The sequence below is a fragment of the Nocardia lasii genome (genome assembly GCF_042658545.1).
In the GTDB taxonomy this organism is placed as follows: domain Bacteria; phylum Actinomycetota; class Actinomycetes; order Mycobacteriales; family Mycobacteriaceae; genus Nocardia; species Nocardia lasii.
The window spans coordinates 289,655-311,201 of record NZ_JBHSQN010000010.1 but is presented as its reverse complement, the minus strand read 5'-3'; the positions used below and the strand labels follow the sequence as shown (position 1 = coordinate 311,201).

At 69.7% G+C, this 21,547-nt stretch carries 18 protein-coding genes and 4 tRNA genes; 9 read left to right on the top strand and 13 right to left on the bottom strand.

Translation table 11 applies throughout. The features are described 5' to 3' along the window. Positions 1 to 6: 6 nt before the first annotated feature. The gene (locus tag ACFP3H_RS16030) at positions 7 to 645 is read right to left on the bottom strand and encodes a DUF3000 domain-containing protein (protein ID WP_378606344.1); all 639 of its coding nucleotides are present in this window, start codon (positions 643 to 645) and stop codon (positions 7 to 9) included. Positions 646 to 713: 68 nt separating this feature from the next. On the opposite strand from ACFP3H_RS16030, the gene hemE reads away from it, so the two are divergent. The 4 genes from hemE (at position 714) to hemQ (ending at position 4,410) form a co-directional block, all read left to right on the top strand. Next, complete coding sequence (hemE, locus tag ACFP3H_RS16025; RefSeq protein WP_378606341.1) at positions 714 to 1,769, top strand: uroporphyrinogen decarboxylase; 1,056 nt, start codon at positions 714 to 716, stop codon at positions 1,767 to 1,769. 240 nt (positions 1,770 to 2,009) lie between these two features. Continuing rightward, the gene (locus ACFP3H_RS16020; protein WP_378606338.1) at positions 2,010 to 3,368 is read left to right on the top strand and encodes a protoporphyrinogen oxidase; all 1,359 of its coding nucleotides are present in this window, start codon (positions 2,010 to 2,012) and stop codon (positions 3,366 to 3,368) included. 146 nt (positions 3,369 to 3,514) lie between these two features. Beyond that, a complete protein-coding gene (locus ACFP3H_RS16015) occupies positions 3,515 to 3,670 on the top strand; it encodes a hypothetical protein (RefSeq protein ID WP_378606335.1) in 156 nt (51 codons plus the stop codon). A 44-nt stretch (positions 3,671 to 3,714) separates the two neighbouring features. Beyond that, positions 3,715 to 4,410, top strand: coding sequence for a hydrogen peroxide-dependent heme synthase (gene hemQ / locus ACFP3H_RS16010; RefSeq protein WP_378606333.1), 696 nt, complete (start codon positions 3,715 to 3,717; stop codon positions 4,408 to 4,410). Between the two features lie 39 nt (positions 4,411 to 4,449). Here the strand turns inward: hemQ and msrB are convergent, their stop codons facing one another. The 4 genes from msrB to ACFP3H_RS15990 form a co-directional block, all read right to left on the bottom strand. Beyond that, positions 4,450 to 4,878: a peptide-methionine (R)-S-oxide reductase MsrB gene (msrB, locus tag ACFP3H_RS16005; RefSeq protein ID WP_378606330.1), complete on the bottom strand. Its 429-nt coding sequence runs from the start codon at positions 4,876 to 4,878 to the stop codon at positions 4,450 to 4,452. A 66-nt stretch (positions 4,879 to 4,944) separates the two neighbouring features. Then, complete coding sequence (locus tag ACFP3H_RS16000) at positions 4,945 to 6,249, bottom strand: glycosyltransferase family 87 protein (RefSeq protein ID WP_378606327.1); 1,305 nt, start codon at positions 6,247 to 6,249, stop codon at positions 4,945 to 4,947. 75 nt (positions 6,250 to 6,324) lie between these two features. After that, positions 6,325 to 7,878 (bottom strand): alpha/beta hydrolase, encoded by a 1,554-nt coding sequence (locus ACFP3H_RS15995; protein WP_378606324.1) that lies wholly within the window; start codon positions 7,876 to 7,878, stop codon positions 6,325 to 6,327. A gap of 32 nt (positions 7,879 to 7,910) precedes the next feature. After that, positions 7,911 to 8,672, bottom strand: coding sequence for a pyrimidine reductase family protein (locus ACFP3H_RS15990; protein ID WP_378606321.1), 762 nt, complete (start codon positions 8,670 to 8,672; stop codon positions 7,911 to 7,913). A gap of 35 nt (positions 8,673 to 8,707) precedes the next feature. On the opposite strand from ACFP3H_RS15990, the gene zapE reads away from it, so the two are divergent. Then, positions 8,708 to 9,727, top strand: coding sequence for a cell division protein ZapE (gene zapE, locus ACFP3H_RS15985; RefSeq protein ID WP_378606318.1), 1,020 nt, complete (start codon positions 8,708 to 8,710; stop codon positions 9,725 to 9,727). On the opposite strand, the gene ACFP3H_RS15980 is transcribed toward zapE, so the two are convergent. Then, positions 9,720 to 10,259, bottom strand: coding sequence for a GNAT family N-acetyltransferase (locus ACFP3H_RS15980; RefSeq protein ID WP_378606315.1), 540 nt, complete (start codon positions 10,257 to 10,259; stop codon positions 9,720 to 9,722). The two genes, zapE and ACFP3H_RS15980, sit on opposite strands and share 8 nt — an antisense overlap. Before the next feature lie 96 nt (positions 10,260 to 10,355). Between ACFP3H_RS15980 and ACFP3H_RS15975 the strand changes: the two genes are divergently transcribed. Next, a complete protein-coding gene (locus ACFP3H_RS15975; RefSeq protein WP_378606312.1) occupies positions 10,356 to 11,864 on the top strand; it encodes a flavin-containing monooxygenase in 1,509 nt (502 codons plus the stop codon). A 65-nt stretch (positions 11,865 to 11,929) separates the two neighbouring features. Continuing rightward, positions 11,930 to 12,868, top strand: coding sequence for a LysR family transcriptional regulator (locus ACFP3H_RS15970; RefSeq protein WP_378606309.1), 939 nt, complete (start codon positions 11,930 to 11,932; stop codon positions 12,866 to 12,868). A 3-nt stretch (positions 12,869 to 12,871) separates the two neighbouring features. On the opposite strand, the gene ACFP3H_RS15965 is transcribed toward ACFP3H_RS15970, so the two are convergent. Continuing rightward, positions 12,872 to 15,664 (bottom strand): hypothetical protein, encoded by a 2,793-nt coding sequence (locus ACFP3H_RS15965; protein ID WP_378606306.1) that lies wholly within the window; start codon positions 15,662 to 15,664, stop codon positions 12,872 to 12,874. A gap of 374 nt (positions 15,665 to 16,038) precedes the next feature. Here ACFP3H_RS15965 and ACFP3H_RS15960 point away from each other — a divergent pair, with 374 nt between their 5' ends. Then, on the top strand, positions 16,039 to 16,992 hold the full coding sequence (locus ACFP3H_RS15960; RefSeq protein ID WP_378606304.1) for a hypothetical protein: 954 nt from the start codon (positions 16,039 to 16,041) through the stop codon (positions 16,990 to 16,992). Here the strand turns inward: ACFP3H_RS15960 and ACFP3H_RS15955 are convergent. The 5 genes from ACFP3H_RS15955 to ACFP3H_RS15935 form a co-directional block, all read right to left on the bottom strand. Continuing rightward, on the bottom strand, positions 16,982 to 18,145 hold the full coding sequence (locus tag ACFP3H_RS15955; protein ID WP_378606302.1) for a hypothetical protein: 1,164 nt from the start codon (positions 18,143 to 18,145) through the stop codon (positions 16,982 to 16,984). The genes ACFP3H_RS15960 and ACFP3H_RS15955 overlap by 11 nt on opposite strands. Positions 18,146 to 18,197: 52 nt before the next feature. Next, entirely contained in the window at positions 18,198 to 19,271 is a 1,074-nt protein-coding gene (gene mraY / locus ACFP3H_RS15950) for a phospho-N-acetylmuramoyl-pentapeptide-transferase (RefSeq protein ID WP_378606300.1), read from the bottom strand. Between the two features lie 93 nt (positions 19,272 to 19,364). Then, a tRNA-Val gene (locus tag ACFP3H_RS15945) sits at positions 19,365 to 19,439 on the bottom strand. Between the two features lies 1 nt (position 19,440). Continuing rightward, a tRNA-Cys gene (locus ACFP3H_RS15940) sits at positions 19,441 to 19,511 on the bottom strand. 40 nt (positions 19,512 to 19,551) lie between these two features. Next, a tRNA-Gly gene (locus ACFP3H_RS15935) sits at positions 19,552 to 19,623 on the bottom strand. Between the two features lie 523 nt (positions 19,624 to 20,146). Here ACFP3H_RS15935 and ACFP3H_RS15930 point away from each other — a divergent pair. Beyond that, positions 20,147 to 20,218 (top strand) — tRNA-Val (locus tag ACFP3H_RS15930). Between the two features lie 169 nt (positions 20,219 to 20,387). On the opposite strand, the gene ACFP3H_RS15925 is transcribed toward ACFP3H_RS15930, so the two are convergent. Then, positions 20,388 to 21,547: AMP-binding protein (locus ACFP3H_RS15925; RefSeq protein ID WP_378606298.1), on the bottom strand; the 1,160-nt coding region annotated here is incomplete at its 5' end.

The window sequence follows — 21,547 nt, the reverse complement described above, 5'->3', positions numbered from 1 at the left end:
TGGCGATCAAGGGTGATCGGTGCGGGTATAGGACTCCGGTCGCAAATGGGTCACCCCGGCGGGCGGCAATCCGGCGGCGAAGGCCAACACTTCGCAGAACGCTTCGACGTGTCGGCGCATCTCGGTGCTCGTGGCCGTCCACGAGGCCCGCAATTCGAGCTGGTGGGCGCGCGGTGGGCCCGCGATGTCGCCGTAGCGGACCGAACTGGTCGCGGTGACCGTGCCACCGAGGGCGGTGAACGGTTCGCCGCGCGACTCGAGCGAGTCGACCAGCCAGCTCCACGCCACCTCGGGCAGCAGCGGGTCGGCGGCGAGCGCGGCGTCGATGTCGGCCTGGATGTAGGCGACGAGCCGGAACACGCCGTTCCACGCCTCGTCGCCGTCGGGGTCGTGTAGCAGGATCAGCCTGCCGAACGCGTCACCCTCGGAGTCGATCGGCACGACCGGACTGTCGGGGTGGATGACCTCCGCTCCGAGGGCATAGGAGAACGGCGCCAACCGTTGCGGAGGACGGATAGGCGCCAGCTCGATTCGTGGATGCACTGTTGCGGTGCCCATCGCATCGACCGCCGCCCGAAAAGAAGCAGGCTCGCGGGGCGTTCCCCCGGTCGGTGCGGCGCCGTCGCGGATGTCGAGCGGTGTCACGAGGGGCAACGGTAGACGGTGGGTGCCCGCCGCCGTCGGAGGCGCGCCGCCGCCTAGGATGAACGTCGATGAGCACTTACACCCGCCGCCGGTTGACCGATGCCCCTTTCCTGGCCGCCGCCACCGGTGCGACGCCGAGCAGGCGCCCGGTCTGGTTCATGCGGCAAGCCGGTCGATCGCTGCCGGAATATCGGGAACTGCGCAAGGGCATCGGCATGCTCGAGTCGTGTTTCGACCCGGAGCTGGTCTGTGAGATCACCATGCAGCCGATCCGTCGCCACGGTGTCGACGCGGCGATCCTGTTCTCCGACATCGTCGTTCCGCTCAAGGCCGCGGGCATCGACCTCGACATCGTGCCCGGGGTCGGCCCGGTCATCGCCTCGCCGGTGCGCACCGAAGCCGACGTGCGCGCGCTGCCGCGCTTGCGTCCCGAGGAGGTCGGCGCGGTCACCGAGGGCGTGCGACTGCTCACCGACGCGCTCGGCGACACCCCGCTGATCGGCTTCGCGGGCGCGCCGTTCACCCTGGCCTCCTACCTGGTCGAGGGCGGTCCGAGCAAGCAGCACGAGCGCACCAAGGCGATGATGCACGCCGACCCGCAGACCTGGCACGCCCTGCTCGGCGCCCTCACCGACATCACCATCTCGTTCCTGCAGGCCCAGCTCGCGGCCGGGGTCGACGCGGTGCAGCTGTTCGACTCCTGGGCCGGTGCCCTGTCGCTGGCCGACTACCGCGAGTATGTGCTGCCGCATTCGGAGCGCGTGTTCGCCGAGGTCGCCTCGGCCGGTGTGCCGCGCATCCACTTCGGCGTCGGCACGGGCGAGCTGCTCGGCGCGATGGGCGAGGCAGGCGCCGATGTGGTCGGTGTCGACTGGCGGATCCCGCTGACCGACGCCGCACGTCGGGTCGGCCCCGGAAAAGGCTTGCAGGGCAACCTGGATCCCGCGATCCTGTTCGCCGGTTTCGACGCGGTCGAGGCGGAAACCCGTCGCATCGTGCGCGAAGCCGACGAGGCGATCGCCCTCGGCGCGACGGGCCACATCTTCAACCTGGGCCACGGCGTCCTGCCCGACACCGACCCCGGCGTCCTGACCGCACTGGTCGAACTGGTCCACTCCCTCTGACGCATGGCGCGAAGCTGGACCGTTGATCATCAGGCTCTCAGGTAAATATCGGCCGAGAAGCACAAGCCATCAGTGCCCGATGATCGGCCGTCCAGATCGTGGTGGGCGGGTGATGTCGGCTTCTTGGTCGACTCGGCGGCACGCGGTCGCGGTTTCGCGGCGCACGCCCGGGCAGTGATGCGGGCGACACCCGTTCGATGCGCGTCGTCGGCGGGGCCTCGTCGCGGCTACGGTCGAGGGATGAGGATCGCGGTCGTCGGTGGCGGAATCAGCGGGCTCGTCGCGGCGTATCGCTTGCGGCAGCGGCTGGGGGAGGGTGCCGATATCGTTGTGCTCGAGCAGGGCGCGCGGGTCGGTGGGGTGTTGCGGACTCGCGAATTGGCCGGGGAGCCACTGGATCTCGGGGCCGAGGCGTTCGTGGGGCGTAGGCCCGAGGTGATCGAGTTGATGGGCGAGCTCGGTCTGGACGAGCAGCTGGTGCGACCGGCGGGCAAGCGTCCGCTGGTGTGGGCGCGGGGGGTCGCGCATCCGCTGCCGGGGCGCACGCTGATGGGGATTCCGTCGGAGGCGGAGTCGTTGCGCGGACTGGTCGACGATGCGACTCTCGACCAGGTCGCGACCGAGCCGGACCGCCCCTTCCACTGGGAGCCGGGTGCCGATGTCGACGTCGAAACCCTCGTCGGGGAACGGTTCGGCGCACAGGTGGTGCGCCGCAGCGTCGACCCCCTGCTCGGCGGCGTGTACGCGGGCACCAGCGCTTCTATCGGCGTCCGCGCGGCCCTCCCCACACTGGCAGCCGCCCTCGATCGTGGCGCCCCCAGCCTCACCGAGGCAGTTCGACAGGCGATGCCCGCACCCAGCTCAGCCCCGGTTTTCGGTGGGTTGCGCGACGGTTACGGCGCCCTGCTCGAGGCCCTGATCGCGGCATCGGGCGCCCGTCTCGTCACGAACCTGGCCGCCACCCGCGTCGCCCGCGCACCCCGTGGCTGGGTGGTCGACCCCCTCGGCGCCGTCGATGCCGTCGTCCTCGCGACCCCGGCCCCCATCACCGCCCGTCTCCTGCACTACGTCGCGCCGGAAGCAGCGCAGGCGGCAGCGGGCATCGAACTCGCCTCCTCGGCCCTGGTCGCCATGGCCCTGCCGAAAGACACCCCCCTCCCCGACAACTCCGGCGTCCTCGTCGCCACCGGAGAACCCTTGCGCGCCAAGGCTTTCACCCTGTCCAGCCGCAAATGGCCCCACCTGGCCGCCCGCGATGTCGCCCTGGTCCGCGCCTCCTTCGGCCGCCTCGGCGACGACACACCCCTGTCCTGGTCCGACGAAGACCTGATCGCGGCCGCCACCGCCGACCTGGCCACGGTCACCGGCATCCCGATCAACCCCGTGGCGGCGATCGTCCAACGCTGGCCCGGTGGCCTCCCGCAGTACGCCCCCGGCCACACCGAACGCATCGTCACCCTCGAATCCGCCCTGGCCCCGCTCGACGGCCTGGCGGTAGCGGGCGCCTACCTCCACGGCGTGGGCGTCCCCGCCTGCGTCGCCTCGGGCACCGCGGCCGCCGCCCGCCTCGCGACATCCCTCGCCGCCCGCGTCGACTGACCAGCAGTTTCCGAGCCGCAGTGCGACGGCACCGAGGATCAGGCCGATCGCCGGCGCGCGAATAGTTCAGCGGCGCCGAACCCCCTCACCGAACATCCGGCGTGTCACCGAGCTGCTGTCATGCCGATCCTGCATGATCCACCGCTGTGACCACCAGCGCGCACGACCACCCCCGAACCCTGATCCTCGACCCCGATCTCGGCCCGGTCGAACTCCACGCCGATCAGGTGACGACAGTGACCTCGATGTTCGGCAGCGACGAATCCTCCCCGTGGCGGGCGCGTCGCCCGGACGTGGACTGAGCCCCGGCGCCGGACGGGAACCCCGCAGTGGCACCATAGATCCCATGGCGCGACTCGACTATCAGGCTCTCAACTCCACCATCCGCTACCTGATGTTCTCGGTGTTCCAGGTGCAGCCGGGGGTGCTCGCGGAGGATCGCACCGCCGCGATCAAGGAGGCGCAGGCGTTCTTCGACGGCCTGGCCGACAAGGGCGTGGTACTGCGCGGGATCTACGACGTGGCCGGTCTGCGCGCCGACGCCGACTTCATGCTGTGGACCCACGCCGAACGCGTCGAGGACCTGCAGGCCGCCTACGCCGACTTCCGCCGCACCACCGAGCTCGGCAAGGCCAGCGCGCCGGTCTGGAGCAATGTGGCCGTGCACCGGCCCGCCGAGTTCAACAAGAGCCACATCCCGGCCTTTCTGGCCGGCGAGGACGCCGGAAACTACATCTGCGTCTACCCGTTCGTGCGCTCCTACGAGTGGTACCTGCTGCCCGACGAGGACCGGCGCAAGATGCTGGCCGACCACGGCAAGGCCGCGCGCGGCTACCCGGACGTGCGCGCCAACACCGTCAGCTCGATGGCACTGGGCGACTACGAGTGGCTGCTCGCGTTCGAGGCCCCCGAACTGCACCGCATCGTCGACCTGATGCGTGACCTGCGCGCCACCGAGGCCCGCCTGCACGTGCGCGAGGAGGTCCCGTTCTTCACCGGCCCGCGCGTCGAGGTGGAACAGCTCGTCACCGCACTGCCGTAAGCGCCGGGGCCCGGTCGATCGACCGGGCCTTTCGCGTGTCTACTCGCCGTCGGGCTCGAGCCGCAGCGAGATCGAGTTGATGCAGTAGCGCTGGTCGGTGGGCGTGGGGTAGCCCTCGCCCTCGAAGACGTGCCCCAGGTGGCTGTGGCAGTTCGAGCACAGCACCTCCACCCGGCGCATCCCCATGCTGTCGTCGGGCTTGAGGATGACCGCGTCGGAGTCGGCCGGGTCGAAGAACGACGGCCACCCGCAGTGCGAGTCGAACTTCTCGGTGCTGCGGAACAGTTCGGCGTCACAGGCGCGACAGCTGTAGACGCCCTCGGTCTTGGTGTCGGTGTACTCACCGACGAAGGGACGCTCGGTGGCGGCCTCGCGCAGGACCGCGTACTCCTGCGGGTCGAGTTTCGCCCGCCATTGCTGCGGCGTCAGTTGGATGCGCGGCGTGGGCAACGAAGTGTCGGAACTCATGGCACCACGCTAATGGTTTCGGTCGGCGCGCGCCCGCAACTGTTCGGTCACGTCACCGACCGGTCACTACTTCAGCGCGGGTTCGCGGGTGTCGACCTCGGGGGCGACCGAATCGTCGTGGCGCGGTGCGGCGGTGACCGCGAGCGACGGGGGATTCTTACCGGTCATCCAGGCCGGGTCGATCCCGAACTGGAGCCTGCCCTCGCGGCGCGCCGACAGGTAGCGCTCACCGAGCACACAGAACACCACGATGAGCAGCAGCCCCCACCCGAAGGTCACCCGCAGGTACTCGAGGTTGCGGCCCACGCCCTGCCAGCGGTCCGAGAGCCACTTGTCGTAGGACATGAACCCGAAGATCGCCAACCAGGCGGGCCAGTTGCGCAGCACGGAATTGCGCAGCACCACCGTCATCAGCAGCGGGAACAGCATCATCGAGTAGTACATCTGGCCCAGCGAGGGCAGCAGGAACGACGCGGTGAGCAGCACACCGGAGAACGTGGTGACGAAGAACAGCTCGTCGTGGCGGTAGTAGCGCCACAGCAGCCACAGCGACACCGCGACCACCCCGGCCATCACGACCCGCACCAGCAGCGTCAGCCATTCGGGCAGACCGTAGTAGGCGCCGTTGCCGACGATCGCGCTGTTGAAGTAGTCGCGCGATTCCATCAGGTACGGCATGACCACGGTGAAGAACTTCTCCGGGTCCTTCGACAGCGGCCAGGCGATCGCGGTCAACCCGACCGGCACACCGCACGCGGTGATGAACACCTTCCACTGCCCGCGCACCGCCGCGAGCAGCAGCAGCGGCGCCAGCGTCGGTTTCACCGCGATGCTCAATCCCAGTGCCACACCGGCCCACAGATCTCGCCGGGCCAGCAGCAGGTGCAGGAACAGCAGTTCGGCCAGCAACAGGCAGCCGTTGACATTGGTGAAGACCAGCGTGTTGGTGACCGTCTCGGAGCTGAACATGGCCAGCAGCAGCGCGGGCGCGGCGATCGAGCCGATCCCGAACTTGAACAGGCGCAGGATCAGGTACCAGGCGAGCAGGATCGCCGCGGCGTTGAGCGCGATGAACAGCCAGCGCGACAGCTCGTACTCGATGATCGCCACCGGCGCGATCAGCAGCGTTCCGCTGGGCCCGTAGAGGTAGTGCGGGTCCACCGAGGAGAAGTCGGCGGTGTAGACCGGCCTGCCGTTGAGGAACTCGAACGAGGCGTTGTACACCGGCCGGTAGTCGTCGGTGATGAACCCGTTGATCGCCTTGATGAAGACGCGGTTCAGCACCATCATGACCGCGAACGGCCACAGGGCGAACGTGATCACCTCGGCGGTGGTACGTGCGGTACGGGGTTCGAGCTGTCGGAACAACACCTGGGCACGGTACACCGAATCGTGACCTGATGGTGTGGCCGGACCCGTCCGACGCGCCGAAATGTGCGCGGTTCGTCAGGCCGGGCAGGCTCCGCCGTCGGCGGGCAGCTTGCCCTCGGCGAGGTAGTCGACGACCGCCTTCTGCGCGCAGCCGGAGTGCGCGAGCACCGGATGTCCCCAGCCCTGCCAGGTCATCGTGGCGTGTCGCGCGCCGGCCGAACCGAGCGCGCCGGTCACCGAGGCGGCGGCCCCGCCGACGATCGGATCGGCCGCGCCCGCGAAGACCAGCACCGGCAACTCTAGGTCGGTCGGCAGCGGCGGCGCGCTGGTCACCGGCCACGCCGAGCACACCATCAGCCCGATGGCGGTGGTGCGCCCGAAGGCCGGGTACTTGCTCGCCCACGCCTGCGCGAGTTCGCGGGCCTTGTCCTGGGTCGGGGGCTGCTGGCTGTCGGTGCACCGGTTGACGAACTCGCCGTCGGAGCTGATCGCGGCGGCCTCGCGGGTGATCATCGCCGAGAGCGGGCCGCGGTCGCCGCGGTCGGCGGCGGCGAGCACGTCGGCCAGGTCGGTCACCCGGTTGGCCTGGTCGCCGCGCGGACTGGACAGGAACCCGATCAGCGCGGTCGACAGGTCCGCGGCCGAGATGTCGCCGAGTGCGCCGCCGCTCGCCTTGTTCATCAGCGCGATGATCGCCGCGCGCGGGTCGGCTCCGAGCGCGCAGTTGACGGCCTTGCAGCGTTGCGCGTACGCGGTCAGGGCGGCTTCGGCGCCGACGACGCGCGCCTCGGCCATCGTGGTGGCGTCGGCGCCGACCGGTTCGGGGGCGTCGAGCACGAGGCGGGCGAGGTGCTCGCCGTAGCGGCGCGCGTAGCTCAGGGCCACCTTGGCGCCGTTGCCCGCGCCGATCAGGTTGATCTTGTCGACCTGCCACTGCTTGCGCAGCTGTTCGATGTCGTCGGCGGCGTGCGGTGCGTCGAAGGTGCCCTCGTAGGGCTGTAGGAAGTCGCGGCAGGAGATGGTGGCGTCCTGGCTGAACTCGGCTACCGCGCCGACCGGGTCGTCGCTGCCCACCCCGGTCTGGCCGAGGTCGGACATCACCGCGCGCAACTGCGCCGGAATGCAGTCGATGGGCTGGGAGGCGCCGATGCCGCGCCGATCCACCGCGACGATCGGTTGCGCGGCCAGCAGCGCGCTGTTGGGTCCGAGCGCGAGCCCGGCCAGTGTCGAGGCCGAGGATCGATCCGACCCGGAGGTGAGCACCAGCGGCGCCACGTCGGTGGGGGTCTGGGGCAGTCGGGCGCGCAGGGCGCCGGCGCGGAAGGTGCCGATCACGCTGCCCGCGGTGTCGATCGGGGTCGAGAATTCCGCGCATTCGAGCACCAGTCCCGCGGGCCCGTCGCCGAAGGCGAGCGAGCTCAGCGTGGACTCGGTGCAATCGCGCCAGGTCAGGTCGTTCTGCGGCACCTCGGCGCGGTCGGGTTCCTGCGCGGCGGGTTCCTCGTTCTGGGCGCCACCGGCCCCCGGGCGCTCGACGGCGACGACAGGCCGATCCGACGGTCCGGCCCCACAACCCGCGAGCATGATCGACAGTGTCGCGGCCGTCGCCACGGCCCGAGTCCAACGCATGCGCTACAGACTGCCAGGTTCGGCGCCGGGTTTCATCGACGGGCCCAGCGGGCCAGCACGGTGCCGTCCTCGGCGAGCACCAGCTGCTTGCGCGCCATGGGGGTGTCGAATGTGCTCGCCGACAGCGAGATTCGCCCGCCCGGACCGCCGACCAGCATCGGGGCGGTGGTCAGGCACAGTTCGTCGACCAGGCCCGCCTCGGCCAACTGCCCGAACAGGTGCGGTCCGCCCTCGCACAGCACCCGCGGCAGACCACGGTCGGCGAACACCTTGATCAGGGCGGCGGGCATGATCGCGGCCCGCCCGGCGACCACCACGTCCGCGCCCGCCTTCTCGAGTCGTTTGATCTGCTGCGGCGCCGCCTGGCTGGTGGTGATGATGATCGGCGCCACCTCGGAGTCGGTGAACAGTTTCGCGGCCGGGTCGAGTCGCGCGGTGGCCGACACGACCGCGATCGGCGGCGGGGTGCCTTCGGCATTGCCGCCGATTCCCTGGTGATAGTGCGCGATGCGTCGCCCGCGATCCGGGTGCGCGCCGCCGTAGTCCTCCGCGCGCAGGGTGCCCGCGCCGATGACGATCACGTCGGCGAGCTCGCGCAGCACGGTGAACACCTTCTTGTCGGCGTCGGTTCCCAGTCCCGCCGAGACCCCGGAGATCGAGAACGCCCCGTCGATGCTGGCGACGAAGTTCGCCCGCACCCAGGGCGCGTCCAACTGGTGCGGGTAGGCGTAGCACCTGGCCAGTGCGTCGTCGTCGAGGTCTGCGAGCTGGGTCACATTGTGGATACGCTGCATAGGAACTGATGCAACCACGTCCGTACGATTTGTCCATGCAAGAACGCCTCGTCGATCGCCATCCGGAGGTCCCGGCCGACCAACTCGTCGCGCAGATGGTGCCTCCGCCCATGTTCGACGAGGTCAGCTTCGCCTCCTACATCCCCGACCCGAACGAACCGAGCCAGGCCGCCGCGGTCGCCAAGGCCGAACAATTCGCCGGTCAGGTCACCAAAATCCACAAGGCCGCCTCGAAGAAGAGCCTGTTCGGCAAGAAGAAGGCCGTCTCGGGCGCGGGCCTGTATCTCGACGGCGGCTTCGGCGTCGGCAAGACCCACCTGCTGGCCTCGATCTTCCACAGCTCCCCGGCGCCCAAGTCCTTCGGCACCTTCGGCGAGGTCACCAACCTGGTCGGCGCGCTGGGCTTCAACAACGCCGTCGAACGGCTCTCGGGCAACAGCGTGCTGTGCATCGACGAGTTCGAACTCGACGATCCCGGCGACACCATGCTGGTCTCGCGCCTGCTCACCGAGCTCTCGGCGCGCGGGGTGTCCATCGTGGCCACCTCCAACACCCTGCCCGGCCAGCTCGGCGAGGGCCGTTTCGCGGCCTCGGACTTCCTGCGCGAGATCAAGAAGCTCGGGTCGATCTTCGACCCGGTGCGCGTGGACGGCCCCGACTACCGCCACCGCGACCTGCCGCCCGCCCCCGAACCCACCTCGAACGAACTGCTGGTCGAACGCGCCGCGGCCACCCCCGGCTCGACGCTGGACGAGTTCGACGCGCTGGTCAAGCACCTGAGCACCCTGCACCCGTCCAAGTTCGGCGCGCTGATCCAGGACGTGCGCTCGGTGTTCATCTCCGACGTGCACACCGTCACCGACCAGGCCGTCGCGCTGCGCGTGGTGGTGTTGGCCGACCGCCTCTACGACGCCAGCATCCCGGTCACGGTCTCGGGCGTGAAGCTCGACGAGATCTTCTCGCAGGAGATGCTGGGCGGCGGCTACCGCAAGAAGTACCTGCGCGCGATCTCGCGCCTGCTGGCCCTGTCGCGTTTCGAGGCCGCCGCTACATAGGGCGTTCGAGCACGAAGTCGGAGTGCAGCTGGTTGCCGACGACGAACGTCTTGGTGCCCACCTGCCGGAAGTCGTGCTTGGCGTAGAACTTCTGCGCGCGCTCGTTGGCCTGGTTGACCCCGAGCCACAGCGTGCTCGCGCCCCACTGGCGGGCGGTGTCGATCGCGGCCGCCATCAGGGCCGCGGCGACCCCGCTGCCGTGGTGGCCGGGGAGCACGTACATCTTGCTCAGTTCCACCACCTCGCCCGCGCTGACCTGCGCGTCGACGGCGGGGTCGGTGGGCCTGCCCGCGACCAGCATGGCGTAGCCGACGATCTCGTCGTCCGCGACGGCCTTGAGCACGATCTTGGCCGGGTCGCAGAGGTATTCGCCGAAGCGTTCGCCCGAGAGCATCTGCTCGAGGAAGATCTCGATATCGGCCGGGGTGGCCTCGGGCGGGCAGGCCAGCGGGAAGGTCGCGGCGGCGACGTCGCTGAGCGACTCCGCGTCCCAGAGTCCGGCCCGATCCACGACGACGGAACTGTTGGTCATGCTTCCAGTACAGCACGCGACAACGGTGGTTCGACCGCACTGTGGCCCGTCCAGTGCGGTGGCACCCGCCCCCCGGGTCCGAGTAGTCTGCTGCGCATGCAAAGCGGTAGCCGCATCGGGATCGTCGGTGCGGGCGTGGCGGGTTTGGCCTGCGCGAAGGTATTGAGTCAGGCGGGGTTCCCGGTCGAGGTCTTCGACCGGACCCCCGACGTCGGCGGTGTGTGGAGCGCCACTCGACGCTATCCCGGCCTGCGCGCGCAGAACAGCAAGTCCACCGTCGCCTTCAGCGATCACCCGATGCCCGAGGATTTCCCCCGCTGGCCCGACGGTCAGCAGATGCAGGCCTACCTGGCCGGTTACGTGCAGGAGTTCGGCCTGGGCCGACACCTGCGCCTCGGCACCGAGGTGGTGGCGGCCGACCCGGTCGACAGCGGCTGGTTGCTCGAGATCCGCGACGAGCTGGGCACCCACCGCACCTCGTGCGATCACCTGATCGTCGCCAACGGCGTCTACAGCGACCCCGTGCTGCCCGAGCTGCCCGGCGCGGCCGCCTTCCGGGCCGCGGGCGGGCGCCTGTGTCACGTCTCGCAGTTCCACGACGTGGAGCAGGCGCGCGACCGCTCGGTGATCGTGGTCGGCTACGGCAAGTCCGCCTGCGATGTGGCCGAGGCCGTCAGCCACATCGCCGACGAGACCACCGTGGTGGCGCGCCGGCTCACCTGGAAGATGCCGCGCACCATGGGCCTCGGCGCCGATTACGAGCGCCTGCTGCTCACCCGCCTCGGCGAAGCCCACTTCGCCTCCCGCTTCCCGCACCGCGCCGAGCGCCTCCTCGACCGGCTCGCGCTGCGCCAGTCGAACCTGGACCTGCTCCAGGAGCGCGTGATCCGCAGGCTGAAACTGCGCGAACTCGACCTCGTCCCGCACGGTTCGATCGCCGAGATCGCGACCAGCCGGGCGAGCCTGGCCACCGAGGGCTTCGCCGAGCAGGTCGAGGCGGGCCGCATCGCGGTGCACCGCGACACCGAGATCGTCGAACTGATCGGCGGCACCCACGGACCGGCCGTGCGCCTGGCCGACGGCAGCCTGAAACTGGCCGAGATCGTGCTCTGCGCGACCGGCTACCGCCAGGAGGTCCCCTTCCTCACCCCGTTCGTGCGCCGCGCGCTCACCGACGACGCGGGCGACTTCCGCCTCTACCGCCACATCCTGCCCGTGGAGGTCCCCAACTTGAGCTTCGCCGGCTACAACAGCTCGAACGTGAGCGCCCTGAGCGCGGAGGTGAGCGCGCACTGGATCGCCGGGCTGCTCACCGGCCGGTTCGTGCCACCGGTGGACGAGCTGATGAACAACGACATCGACGCCCGCCTGGAGTGGTCGCGCGAACGCAGCGCGGGCGAGCACGCCCACGGCGCCTCGGTGGTGCCGTTCTCGCTGGGCAATATCGACGAGATGCTCGACGATCTGGGCACCCGCCTGCCTGCCACCACCCGGTTGGCCCAATGGGTGCGCCCGGTGCGTCCGGCGTCCTATCGCGCGGTGCTGCGCGGGGATTCGGTTCCCGCGCCCGCCGCCCCCACTCCCGAACCCGTAGCCGAGCGGTAGCCCGACACGCCCGATCGCTCTCGGGCTCGCTTGGCCGCACTCGCGGCGTTGGTGATAATCCTCGCGTGGATGCGCTGGATCTGAACCTGCTGCTCGCCCTCGACGCGCTGCTCGACACCAACAGCGTGACCGAGGCGGCCCGGCGACTGCACACCTCGACCTCGGCGATGAGCCGCACCCTGACCCGGTTGCGCGAGGTCCTCGGCGACCCGCTGCTCGTGCGCTCCGGTCGCCAGATGGTGCCCACCCCGCGCGCGCTGGAACTGCGCCACGATGTGGCCAGCCTGGTCGATCAGGGTCGCTGTCTGCTCACCACCCGCGCCACCACCGAACCCGGCAGGCACCGCGATTTCGTCGTCCGGGTCGGCGATTCCGTCGGCGCCCGCCTGTCCGGCCCGCTGCTGGCCGCCGTGCACGCCCACCTGCCCGGGGTGACGGTGCGCCTGTTGGCCGCCGACGCCACCGACGGTCCGGTCGCCCTGCGCGACGGCCGCGTCGACGTCGAGGTCGGCATGATCGGCCAGACCGACCCCGAGACCGTGGTCGAGCGCCTGTTCACCGACCGCTGGATCGGCGTCGCCGCCCCCGACCACCCCTTCGCCGCCGCGCGCCCCACCGTCGCCGCCTACGCCTCGGCGCGCCACCTCGAGGTCTCACCGACCGGCCGCACCCACGGCCCCATCGACGACCGCCTCGCCCTGCACGGCCGCACCCGCCGCGTGGTCGCCACCGTCGCCGACCTGCCCACCGCGCTGCTCACCCTGGCCGCGACCGAATTGGTCTGCCCCGCACCGGAACTGCTCTCCCGCGCCGCCCGCGAAGCCCTCGGCCTGACGATGTTCGAGATCCCGCTCCCGCTGCCGGCTCCCGTGGTAGCGATGGCCTGGCATCCGCGCAACACCGCCGACGTGGGCCACCGCGCCCTGCGCGAACTCATCGGCTCGGTGCTGCGGGAGCCCCCTGTTCCCGAGGTCGGTCCGGTCTCCCTCGCGACCCCCGCCTGACCGCTAGGGCAGGTCCTGCGTCGGCGGCCCGAACACGTCACGCCGCCCCGGCGGCAACCCCGCCGAGCGCTTCAACTCGTCGAGCATGGCCTGCAACTTGTCGACGTGGGCGCGCTCGATATCGAAGGCCCGGTAGGTGCCGGTGACGGTGATGCCCGCCGAGTCGGTCGCGGTCGGCGGGGCCGGGTCGGTGAGCGGATCCGATCCGGTCCCGCGTCCCGTCGGGAGATCGAGCGTGGGCGGGCCCGAGTCGTAGGCCGCCGGGGCGTCGTCCAGAGGTGTTGCGGCGCTTCCTGGATCAGCCGAGGCGGTGAGTTCCGAGGGCGGGGTGAGCCGGGCGGGCGGGGTGCCGAGGCGGTCCGGCGCGGCCGACAGGCGCTCGCGCGGGGTGAAGTCCCCGAAGAGCGAGTCGGGTCGACGCTCGGAGTGGGTGGTGAAACCGTTGCGCGCGTGGCCGTTCCGCTCCGCCGACGGTGCCGTGGGGGCACTCTCGTCGGAGAACGACCAGCGAATGCCGGCATCGGCAGGTCCTGCGGAGTCCTCGTCGGCGCTGTGGAAGACGTCATCGACCGGGACACCGTTCGCCCCCGAGACGGCCGCTCCGAAACTGTTGCCCACCTGGGATTCCGGGCTCTCGTCCGCACGCTCGGCACCGGTGAACCCGGAGTACTGACCGCCCTCGACCGGAGACGGCTCGCCCGAGGCGAACCGCGCCACCTCGTTCCCGCCGCCGTACCCCGCCCCTCGGGTCGCCTCCCCGTGCGGAGCGGACGTTCCCTCCGGCTTCTTGACCGGCCGCGCTCGCTCGACTCCGCCGGCAGCGCCTCCGGTTACGGGTAGCGGCCCGGTCACCATCGAGTCCGATAGCTCCCTGTCCGTCGCGGACGAATCGGAAACCTTCTCTCCCACAGCGGAACCAGCGAGCTCGTTCGCCGACCCGGCCGCGGCATCGACGCCCCCGATGACCCCGTTCGCTCGAAGATCCCCGATGACGGCCTGATTCCAGCCCGTGCCACCCTCCGAAGCTGAACTGCCACTGGTGTTCTCGGTATGAACTGGTGCGGTGGGCTCCACGAATCGCGCTACCGACGTGGAGCTCGCTGACGACCGGAACGGTGCACGCTCATCAGCCGACTCGGAGGTGCGCTGCTCGGAGGACAGCGGCGTACCGGATAGTGCCGCTCCGCGTTCGTCGGACAGCACCGGGGGAGCGGGCCGTTCGGCTGCCGACGAGGTGTCCCGGAGGGACGGCAGGCGCACCGGCTGTTCAGCCGGACCACCCGAGGACATGTCCCGGAGAGACGGCAGGGGAGTGGGCTGCTCAGCCTGATCGGGCGCCGACGAAGTGTGCCGAAGGGACGCCGGGGGAGCGGGCCGCTCCGAAGACACCTCCAGTGACCGGTACCGGTCGAACGGCGTCGAAGAGGAATGCGTGCCGAACGGTGTGGGCGACGCGGCGGTCTCGTCGGAAGACTCCGCGACCGGAACAGAAGGCGTGGTCGACGGCACCGTAGGTCGAACCGGCGATGCGCCCTCGTCGACCGTGACCGGCGCCGTGAATGCCGACCCGTCGACCCGCGCCGACTCCTCGACCACGGACTGACCGGCCTGCGCCGACGACACGGGTCGCGCCGATGTCTCGGGTCGCGCCGACGACACGGACGCACGATCGACGGAAGCCGCGTCATCGCTGGTGACCGATTCGTTCGACTCGCGCCGGGGTTCGACACCGGATTCGGTCAGCGCGGTGCCGACCACAGCCACCGGCCTTCCATTCCGCGCAGCCGCGATATCACCGGCGACCTCGGACGCGACACCGTTGAGGCCCGCGCCGGCGGCACCGTTGCGAGCAGACCCATTGATCGCCGTCCCGGTGCCAGCCGTGCCGTTCGCCCCGGTCGCATTCGCCGTACTACCGAATCCGGACGCAGCGAGACCGTTGCCGTTGCGGACGGTCGCGTCGATGTCGGGCGCAGCAGGAGCACTGCCGTTGCGGACGGTCGCGTCGATGTCGGGCGCAGCAGGAGCACTGCCGTTGCGGCCGTTCGCGGCCACGTTGCGGGTCGCGCCGTTGAGAACCGGCTGCGTCGAGGCCGAGCCGTTGCTGTCGCTCGCACCGAGACCGATCCTGCTCGCGACACCGTTCGTACTCACAGCCCCACTCAAGGAGCGCTCGGTGCTCACCGGCGCATCCGCACCCGACCCACCGAGCCGCGCGGGCGCGGGCCGATGACTCGACACCGACCGAGCCTCCGCGACCGACCCCACCGAGACCGGCGGCACGAAGCTCGCCGTGACCTCCGCCGCGGCGGTGCGCGCGACCGGTGTGGACCCCAGCGCGGTGGGATCACCCAGATGATCCGTGGCGGGCGTCCGCGCGGGGGACTGGCGTCGCTCGAGCGGTGGTCGCGAACCGCCCTCATCGCGATTCTGCTGCGCCGGTGGGGATTCCGTGTCTCCGAGTCCCCCCGCGGCCCGTTCGGCGGCCTCAGCGGCCTCGCGGACCTCGCGTCGACTGCGCGTCCCCCGCGGCGGTCTCACGGCCTCGGCGTCACCGCCGTCGAGGCTGTCCAGCCGTGAGCTCAGTCGTGAAATGTCCTGTGACGCATGGAATGCCCAGGTCTCGAGCCTGCGGATCCGGGTCTGGTCGGGCAGATCCTCGTCGAGTGGGAAGGTGGGCACGTCCAGCTTCACCCGCGCGGCGACGAGATCGAGCTTGTCGCTGACGTCGCGCAGCGCCGAGGCGATACTCGCCAGCATCGACCCGATGGATTCGTCGTGCTCAGCGTGGTTCATGCACACCCTACTTCCCGTGGTCGCCCGAGCGTGCCCGCCTCGGCCGCAGCGATCATATCCATCGGGGCAACAGCACGTAATGTGGTCGCCGCTCCAGCGACGCGCCGAACTGATTCGCAATCAGGATGAAATAGACAGGCAACAGGCCCGGTCTGTGTATCGAAATGGTGAAGATATAGGCGTCTCAGTGCGACGTTGGCACAATGAAATGGCTTGATATACAAGAAGACTCGCATTTGTGATCTCGATCACCGGGTGGTGACGCACCCGAACGCGGGTCAAGGGGGCTGGCGCCTCATCGGTGGCTGCGGGAACCTGTTGTCCAGGGCGTGCGTGCGGGCGCACGACGGGTCCCCTGGTGAGGGAGTGATGGTGTGAGGACGAAGCGGATCAGTGACACCCAGGTGGTGTGTGGTCGGCGCGCGCTGCTCGACGAACTCGGGATCTCCGAGGGCAGTCGGCGCGCGGTCACCGAGCGCACCGGGTACGGCTGTGGTTGCCCCGAATGCGCGGCGACACAGTGGAATACGCAACGTCTCGAACACTGGATCTGCGCTCGGCTCACCGCCGCGGGCGCCGACGAGGCCCAGGTCGACGCGCGCATCGGCGACCTCGAGGTCGATATCCTCTGGCGTCGCGGCGACCGGCGCGGCGTGGTCGAGGTCCGCAGCGGCCCGCTCGACAGCACCGCGGCCCGCGAGCACCGCGAGCGCCTGCGGGCGGCGGGGATCGACGATGTGCTGTGGGTGTGCCCGCAGGGATTCTGGGTACCCCTTGTGCCCGCGGTCGGCATCGCCGATTTCGCGCCGTCGGCGGCGGACTACCGTGTCGAACAGGGCATGCTCGGCGCGGGTCGGACCGGTTTCGCCGCCCCCGTCGCGGGCGGCGCGGCATTGCGTGACTTCCTCGAAGGGTGGGTTCGTGGCGAAATCCACTGGGGGCACGCGGATCTAGAGACAGGAGGGTGGGCCGACGTGGGCACCTGGGAACGGCACACCGCAGCGCAGGCCGCGATGATCGAACACCAGCGCAAGGAACTGCGCGATCAGCGGGTGGAGCTGGCCGTGTCACGCCAGACCGTGCGCGACAAGCAGAAGCTGGTCGGCCGCCTGCACAACCGGATCGACCGCGCCGGGGCCAACGCCGACGCCGAGGCGATCACCGTGGCCGGTCTGCGCAGTGAGATCGTCGCCCAGCAGCGCATCTCGGCGAGCCTGCGCGCCACGATCAAACGTATGGACCGCACCCTGAATCAGTGGCAGTGGCTCACCTGCTGCGCGATGCTGCTGGTGCTCACGGTGATGGTCGGCGCCCTGGTCATGACCTGAGCCGCATCGGCATCCGGTCCCACTGCCAGTCGTTGCGCAGCACCAGCCCGGCCAGATCGAGCAGCTCCAGCCCCGTGTCGGCGCTGATCGTGGCGAGCGCGGTCCGGTCGTAGGGCCCCTGCTCGAGTTCGGTCGCGAGCTGCTGCGCGAGCGCCGCGTCCACGGACCGCTCGCGCAGCTGCGCCGCGCCCAGCGCACTGCCGGTCCAGGCGAGCCACCCCCAGCCCCGCTCGTGGGCGTACTCGCGACCCAGCGCGCTCTGGATCCGGTTGCGGTGGAACGCGATCCGCCCCAGCGGCACCACGTCGACGAGCATCGTGCGCCCGTCCACCAGGCGCGCCGCGACCGCCGGATAGTGCACCTGCTCGTCCCCGTCGAACCGGTAGGTCAGCGCGGTCGGCTCCTCCTGAAAGGCCGCCACGGCCGGGTCGGCGTCGAGCGTGCGCAGCAGTCGCGCAGTCATCGCCGAGTCGTAGGCGACGTCACGACCGGCTTTGGCCAGATAGAACCGCCCGCGCCCGTCGTCGTCGGCGTCGGCCACCCGCGCCGACTCCACCGGCAGCGGCGCCGCCACCCCACCGGACCATTCGACATCGTCCAGCGGCAGCGGAGCCACCCCGTCGGCGGGCACGTGCAGCTTGGCCAGAATGCTCGCGGTCTTCTTCTGCCACCCCAGGATTCGCTGCATCACATACCCCGCCACCCGCTTGGCATCGGCCTGCTCGTGCCCCGCCAGCCGCAACTTCAGATACGACCATTCCATGGCCACCAGGTCGGTGTCGGTGGCGTAGGTTTCGGCCAGCAGCATCCGCACGAGCCGCAGATCGCCCACGTCGAGCGGGTAGCGGTGGGCGAACACCGGCCCCGACCGGTGCCCCGAGCGGGCGGCCTCGCGCACGATCCGCCCCACCGATTTCGTATACAGCTGACGCGCCCGGTCGCGGGCCAGGTCGTAGCGCGCCCCGATCCGGGTGAGCGTCTCCGGCCGCTGCCCGCCGAGCCCCAGTCGCAACGCGACGATTCGCGCGTCCCGTGCCGCCCGCTCGCCGTACTCGACGACCAGCTCACCGACCAGGTCGTCGAGCTCCTCGAGCTCGAACGAGACGTCGCCGGCGATGTCGTATCCCGGTTCCCTGACGATCTCGGCACTCACAGCGGCGACCTCCCTGGCTAGGTCGGCTCAGCGTAGCGGCAGCCTCCGACACCTAGAGCGCGGTCATGTACTCGCCGTAGAACAGGCACAACCCCGTCGCCGCCGCGATCCCGGCCAGCACCCAGAACCGGATGATCACCGCGGTCTCGGGCCAGTTGTTCAGTTCGAAGTGATGATGGAACGGCGCCATCCTGAACAGTCGGGTGTGGGTCGTGCGGAAGACCACGATCTGCAGCACCACCGACATGATCTCGGCGACGAACAGCGCCCCGATCACCACCGCCAGCAGTTCGGTGCGGCTGGTGATCGACAGCCCCGCCAGCAGCCCGCCCAGACCCAGCGACCCCGTGTCGCCCATGAAGATCTTCGCCGGCGCCGCGTTCCACCACAGGAACCCGATGCACGCCGCCGCGCCCGCCGCGCTGACCACCGCCAGATCGAGCGGGTCGCGCACCGTGTAGCAGGCGCGTCCCGGGCTGATCTCGCACGAGTTCTCGTACTGCCACAGCGTGATCACCACATACGCGCCGAGCACCAGGCTCATCGACCCCGCAGCCAGCCCGTCGAGCCCGTCGGTGATGTTCACCGCGTTCGACCAGGCCACCACCAGCAGCGCGATGAACGCGACGAAGAACAGCGAGGCGAAGGTGATCGTGCTGATATCGCGGACGTAGGACAGGTTCGCGCTGGCCGGGGTGAGCCCCGTGGCGCCGGGGAATCGCAGCGCCAACACCGCGAACACCACCGCGGCGCCGATCTGCCCGATGTACTTGCCCGCCGCCGTCAACCCGAGATTGCGGTGCTTGCGCAGTTTGATCGAGTCGTCGAGGAATCCCACCACGCCCAGCGCCGAGGCCAACAGCAGCACCAGCACGCCCGAGGCGCTGGGTCCCGGTGCGTCCCACAGCATTCCGATCAGATGCGAGCCCAGATAACCGGCCCACACGCCCGCGCCGATCGCCAACCCGCCCATGGTCGGTGTTCCGCGTTTGGTCTGATGACTGGCGGGCCCGTCGATCCGGATCTCCTGCCCGAACCCGCGCCGCGCGAACACCCGGATCAATACCGGAGTGAGTGTGATGGTGACGATCAGGGCGATCCCCGCCGCCAACAGGATCTGCCTCACTGCATGCCCCTCCATACCGCAGGACCCGCACCGAATGCACCTGGCGATGCAAACAAGTCAGGCCCCCTCGAAAGGGGGCCTGACTCGGTACGGTGGTGCGCGATACTGGGATTGAACCAGTGACCTCTTCCGTGTCAGGGAAGCGCTCTCCCGCTGAGCTAATCGCGCGAGGTGGAGACGGGAATCGAACCCGTGTGCACGGCTTTGCAGGCCGTTGCCTCACCACTCGGCCACTCCACCGTACAAAGGAGGATGGGGCTAGTGCCTTACCTACCTCTCGAGCGGATGACGAGATTCGAACTCGCGACCCTCACCTTGGCAAGGTGATGCGCTACCACTGCGCCACATCCGCATTTACTTCACACTGTAGAGGAGCGGCTCGGCCTGGCTGGCCTTGCTGCTCTCTGCGGTGCGATGAGAACATTAGCCGACGTTCACCGCAGACTACAAATCGCCTGGTAAACACCCCTAAATGTGAATTACAAGCGTGTCGCCCGGCCGCTCGTGGGCTCGATCCCCCCGGAAGCCCCCAGCCGCGGACCTCCCGACGCCACGCGCTCGCATGCGGGTGACCCACGCCCGGATCGCTCCCCGGCACGCGCAGCCCAATCGCGAGACATAGATATGCGCACTGATCTATGCGACCGAATGCAGATCGAAGCCGGCCCCCGGCGACCCGGTCTCGCCCCCGCGCCCACCCACGCGCGCGAGCCCGGCCGGAACGCCAACCCGAAGGGAGGCAGCCCCACTCACGGAAGCCGCGACCAACACCACCGAAACCCCTCCCAACGAGCCGATTTGGCAACATCCCATCCCCCCGTGCTAATGTTCCATCTCGTTCGAGCGGCTCGAAACATCCGCCCGACACCCCGTTAGGTCCCATAGCTCAGCGGGAGAGCGTCCGCCTCACACGCGGAAGGTCGCTGGTTCGAAACCAGCTGGGACCACAGAGAAAAAGCAGGTCAGCACCGGTTTCGGTGTTGGCCTGCTTTTTTCGTGCCAATTTCGTGCCGAATAATCGCGGGATCGGTCGATCCAGGTCGTGTAGCAGACGGTCTCGGGTCGTGAAGCGTCGAGGGCCGGAGGGTTCAGTGCTCGGTGCGCGACCCTCGCGTCTCACACCCGAGGCTGGTCGGCTGTCCGTGCGAGTGACTCGCGGTCGATGGAGCGTTTGAGGATCTTGCCTGTTGCTCCCTTCGGCAGTGTGTCGACGAACTGGATCAGGCGCGGGATCTTGTAGGCGGAGAGTCGTTCGCGGGCCCACGTCGATATGTCGTCGGCGGTGAGGGGCGATTTCGGGTGGCGTACGACGACGGCGGCGACTTCCTCGCCGTAGTGGTCGTCGGGGATGCCGATCACGGCGACCTCGACGATGTCGGGGTGGGCGAAGAGGGCTTCCTCGACCTCGCTCGGGTACACGTTGTAGCCGCCGCGGATGATGAGGTCTTTGGCTCGGTCGACGATGCGTAGGTCGCCGTCGGTGTCGATGGCGCCGAGGTCGCCGGTGCGCAGCCAGCCGTTGTCATCGAGAACCGCGGCGGTGTCGGAGGGGCGTTCCCAGTACCCTTTCATGACCGTTTCGCCGCGGATGAAGATCTCGCCGACGGTCGACGGTGGGCACGGATCGCCTGCCTCGTCGCGGACCTCGATCCGGGTGAACGGGGTCGCGCTGCCGACCGAGCCGAGCTTCGGACCCCGGTCGATGTCGGTGAAGGTGCCGAAGGCGGTGGTTTCGGTGAGTCCGTAGCCCTCGAGGATGGTGCAGCCGAAGCGTTGTTCGAACTGGCGGGTCACCGCGGCGGGCAGGGACGCGCCGCCGGAGATCGCGATCCGCAGGTGCGCGAAATCGTCCGGGTCGGCCTCGTCGGCCGCGTGCAGCATCGCGTTCCACATGGTCGGGACTCCGGCCAGCACGGTGAGCCGGTCGCGGCGCAGCATCGAGGTCATCGCCGCCGCGTCGAACCTGGGCAGCAGGGACAGCGATCCGCCGGCGGTGAAGGTTGTCATCATCACCGAGGCCTGGCCGAAGACGTGGAACAGCGGCAGCGCGGTGCCGGCGCGGTCCGCGCGCGTCGACCGGCTGCACGCGACGCCGATCTCGCCCGCGGACAGGAGGTTTCCCACGGTCAGCTGCGCGCCTTTGAGTCGACCGGTGGTGCCCGAGGTGTAGAGGATCGCGGCGGTGTCGTCGAGGTCGCGGTCTCGAACCTCCGTCGACGCCGGACCCGAGTCCGCGCCCGGCGGCAGCGTGCGGATCGGTATGCCGTACGTGTCGG

Excerpts from the sequence above, each read along its gene's own strand:
- zapE (WP_378606318.1), top strand. The coding sequence starts at position 8,708 with ATGCAAGAACGCCTCGTCGATCGCCATCCGGAGGTCCCGGCCGACCAA.
- ACFP3H_RS15980 (WP_378606315.1), bottom strand. The coding sequence starts at position 10,259 with ATGACCAACAGTTCCGTCGTCGTGGATCGGGCCGGACTCTGGGACGCG.
- hemQ (WP_378606333.1), top strand. The coding sequence starts at position 3,715 with ATGGCGCGACTCGACTATCAGGCTCTCAACTCCACCATCCGCTACCTG.
- ACFP3H_RS16020 (WP_378606338.1), top strand. The coding sequence starts at position 2,010 with ATGAGGATCGCGGTCGTCGGTGGCGGAATCAGCGGGCTCGTCGCGGCG.
- ACFP3H_RS15975 (WP_378606312.1), top strand. The coding sequence starts at position 10,356 with ATGCAAAGCGGTAGCCGCATCGGGATCGTCGGTGCGGGCGTGGCGGGT.
- ACFP3H_RS15990 (WP_378606321.1), bottom strand. The coding sequence starts at position 8,672 with ATGCAGCGTATCCACAATGTGACCCAGCTCGCAGACCTCGACGACGAC.
- msrB (WP_378606330.1), bottom strand. The coding sequence starts at position 4,878 with ATGAGTTCCGACACTTCGTTGCCCACGCCGCGCATCCAACTGACGCCG.
- ACFP3H_RS15965 (WP_378606306.1), bottom strand. The coding sequence starts at position 15,664 with ATGAACCACGCTGAGCACGACGAATCCATCGGGTCGATGCTGGCGAGT.
- ACFP3H_RS15995 (WP_378606324.1), bottom strand. The coding sequence starts at position 7,878 with ATGCGTTGGACTCGGGCCGTGGCGACGGCCGCGACACTGTCGATCATG.
- hemE (WP_378606341.1), top strand. The coding sequence starts at position 714 with ATGAGCACTTACACCCGCCGCCGGTTGACCGATGCCCCTTTCCTGGCC.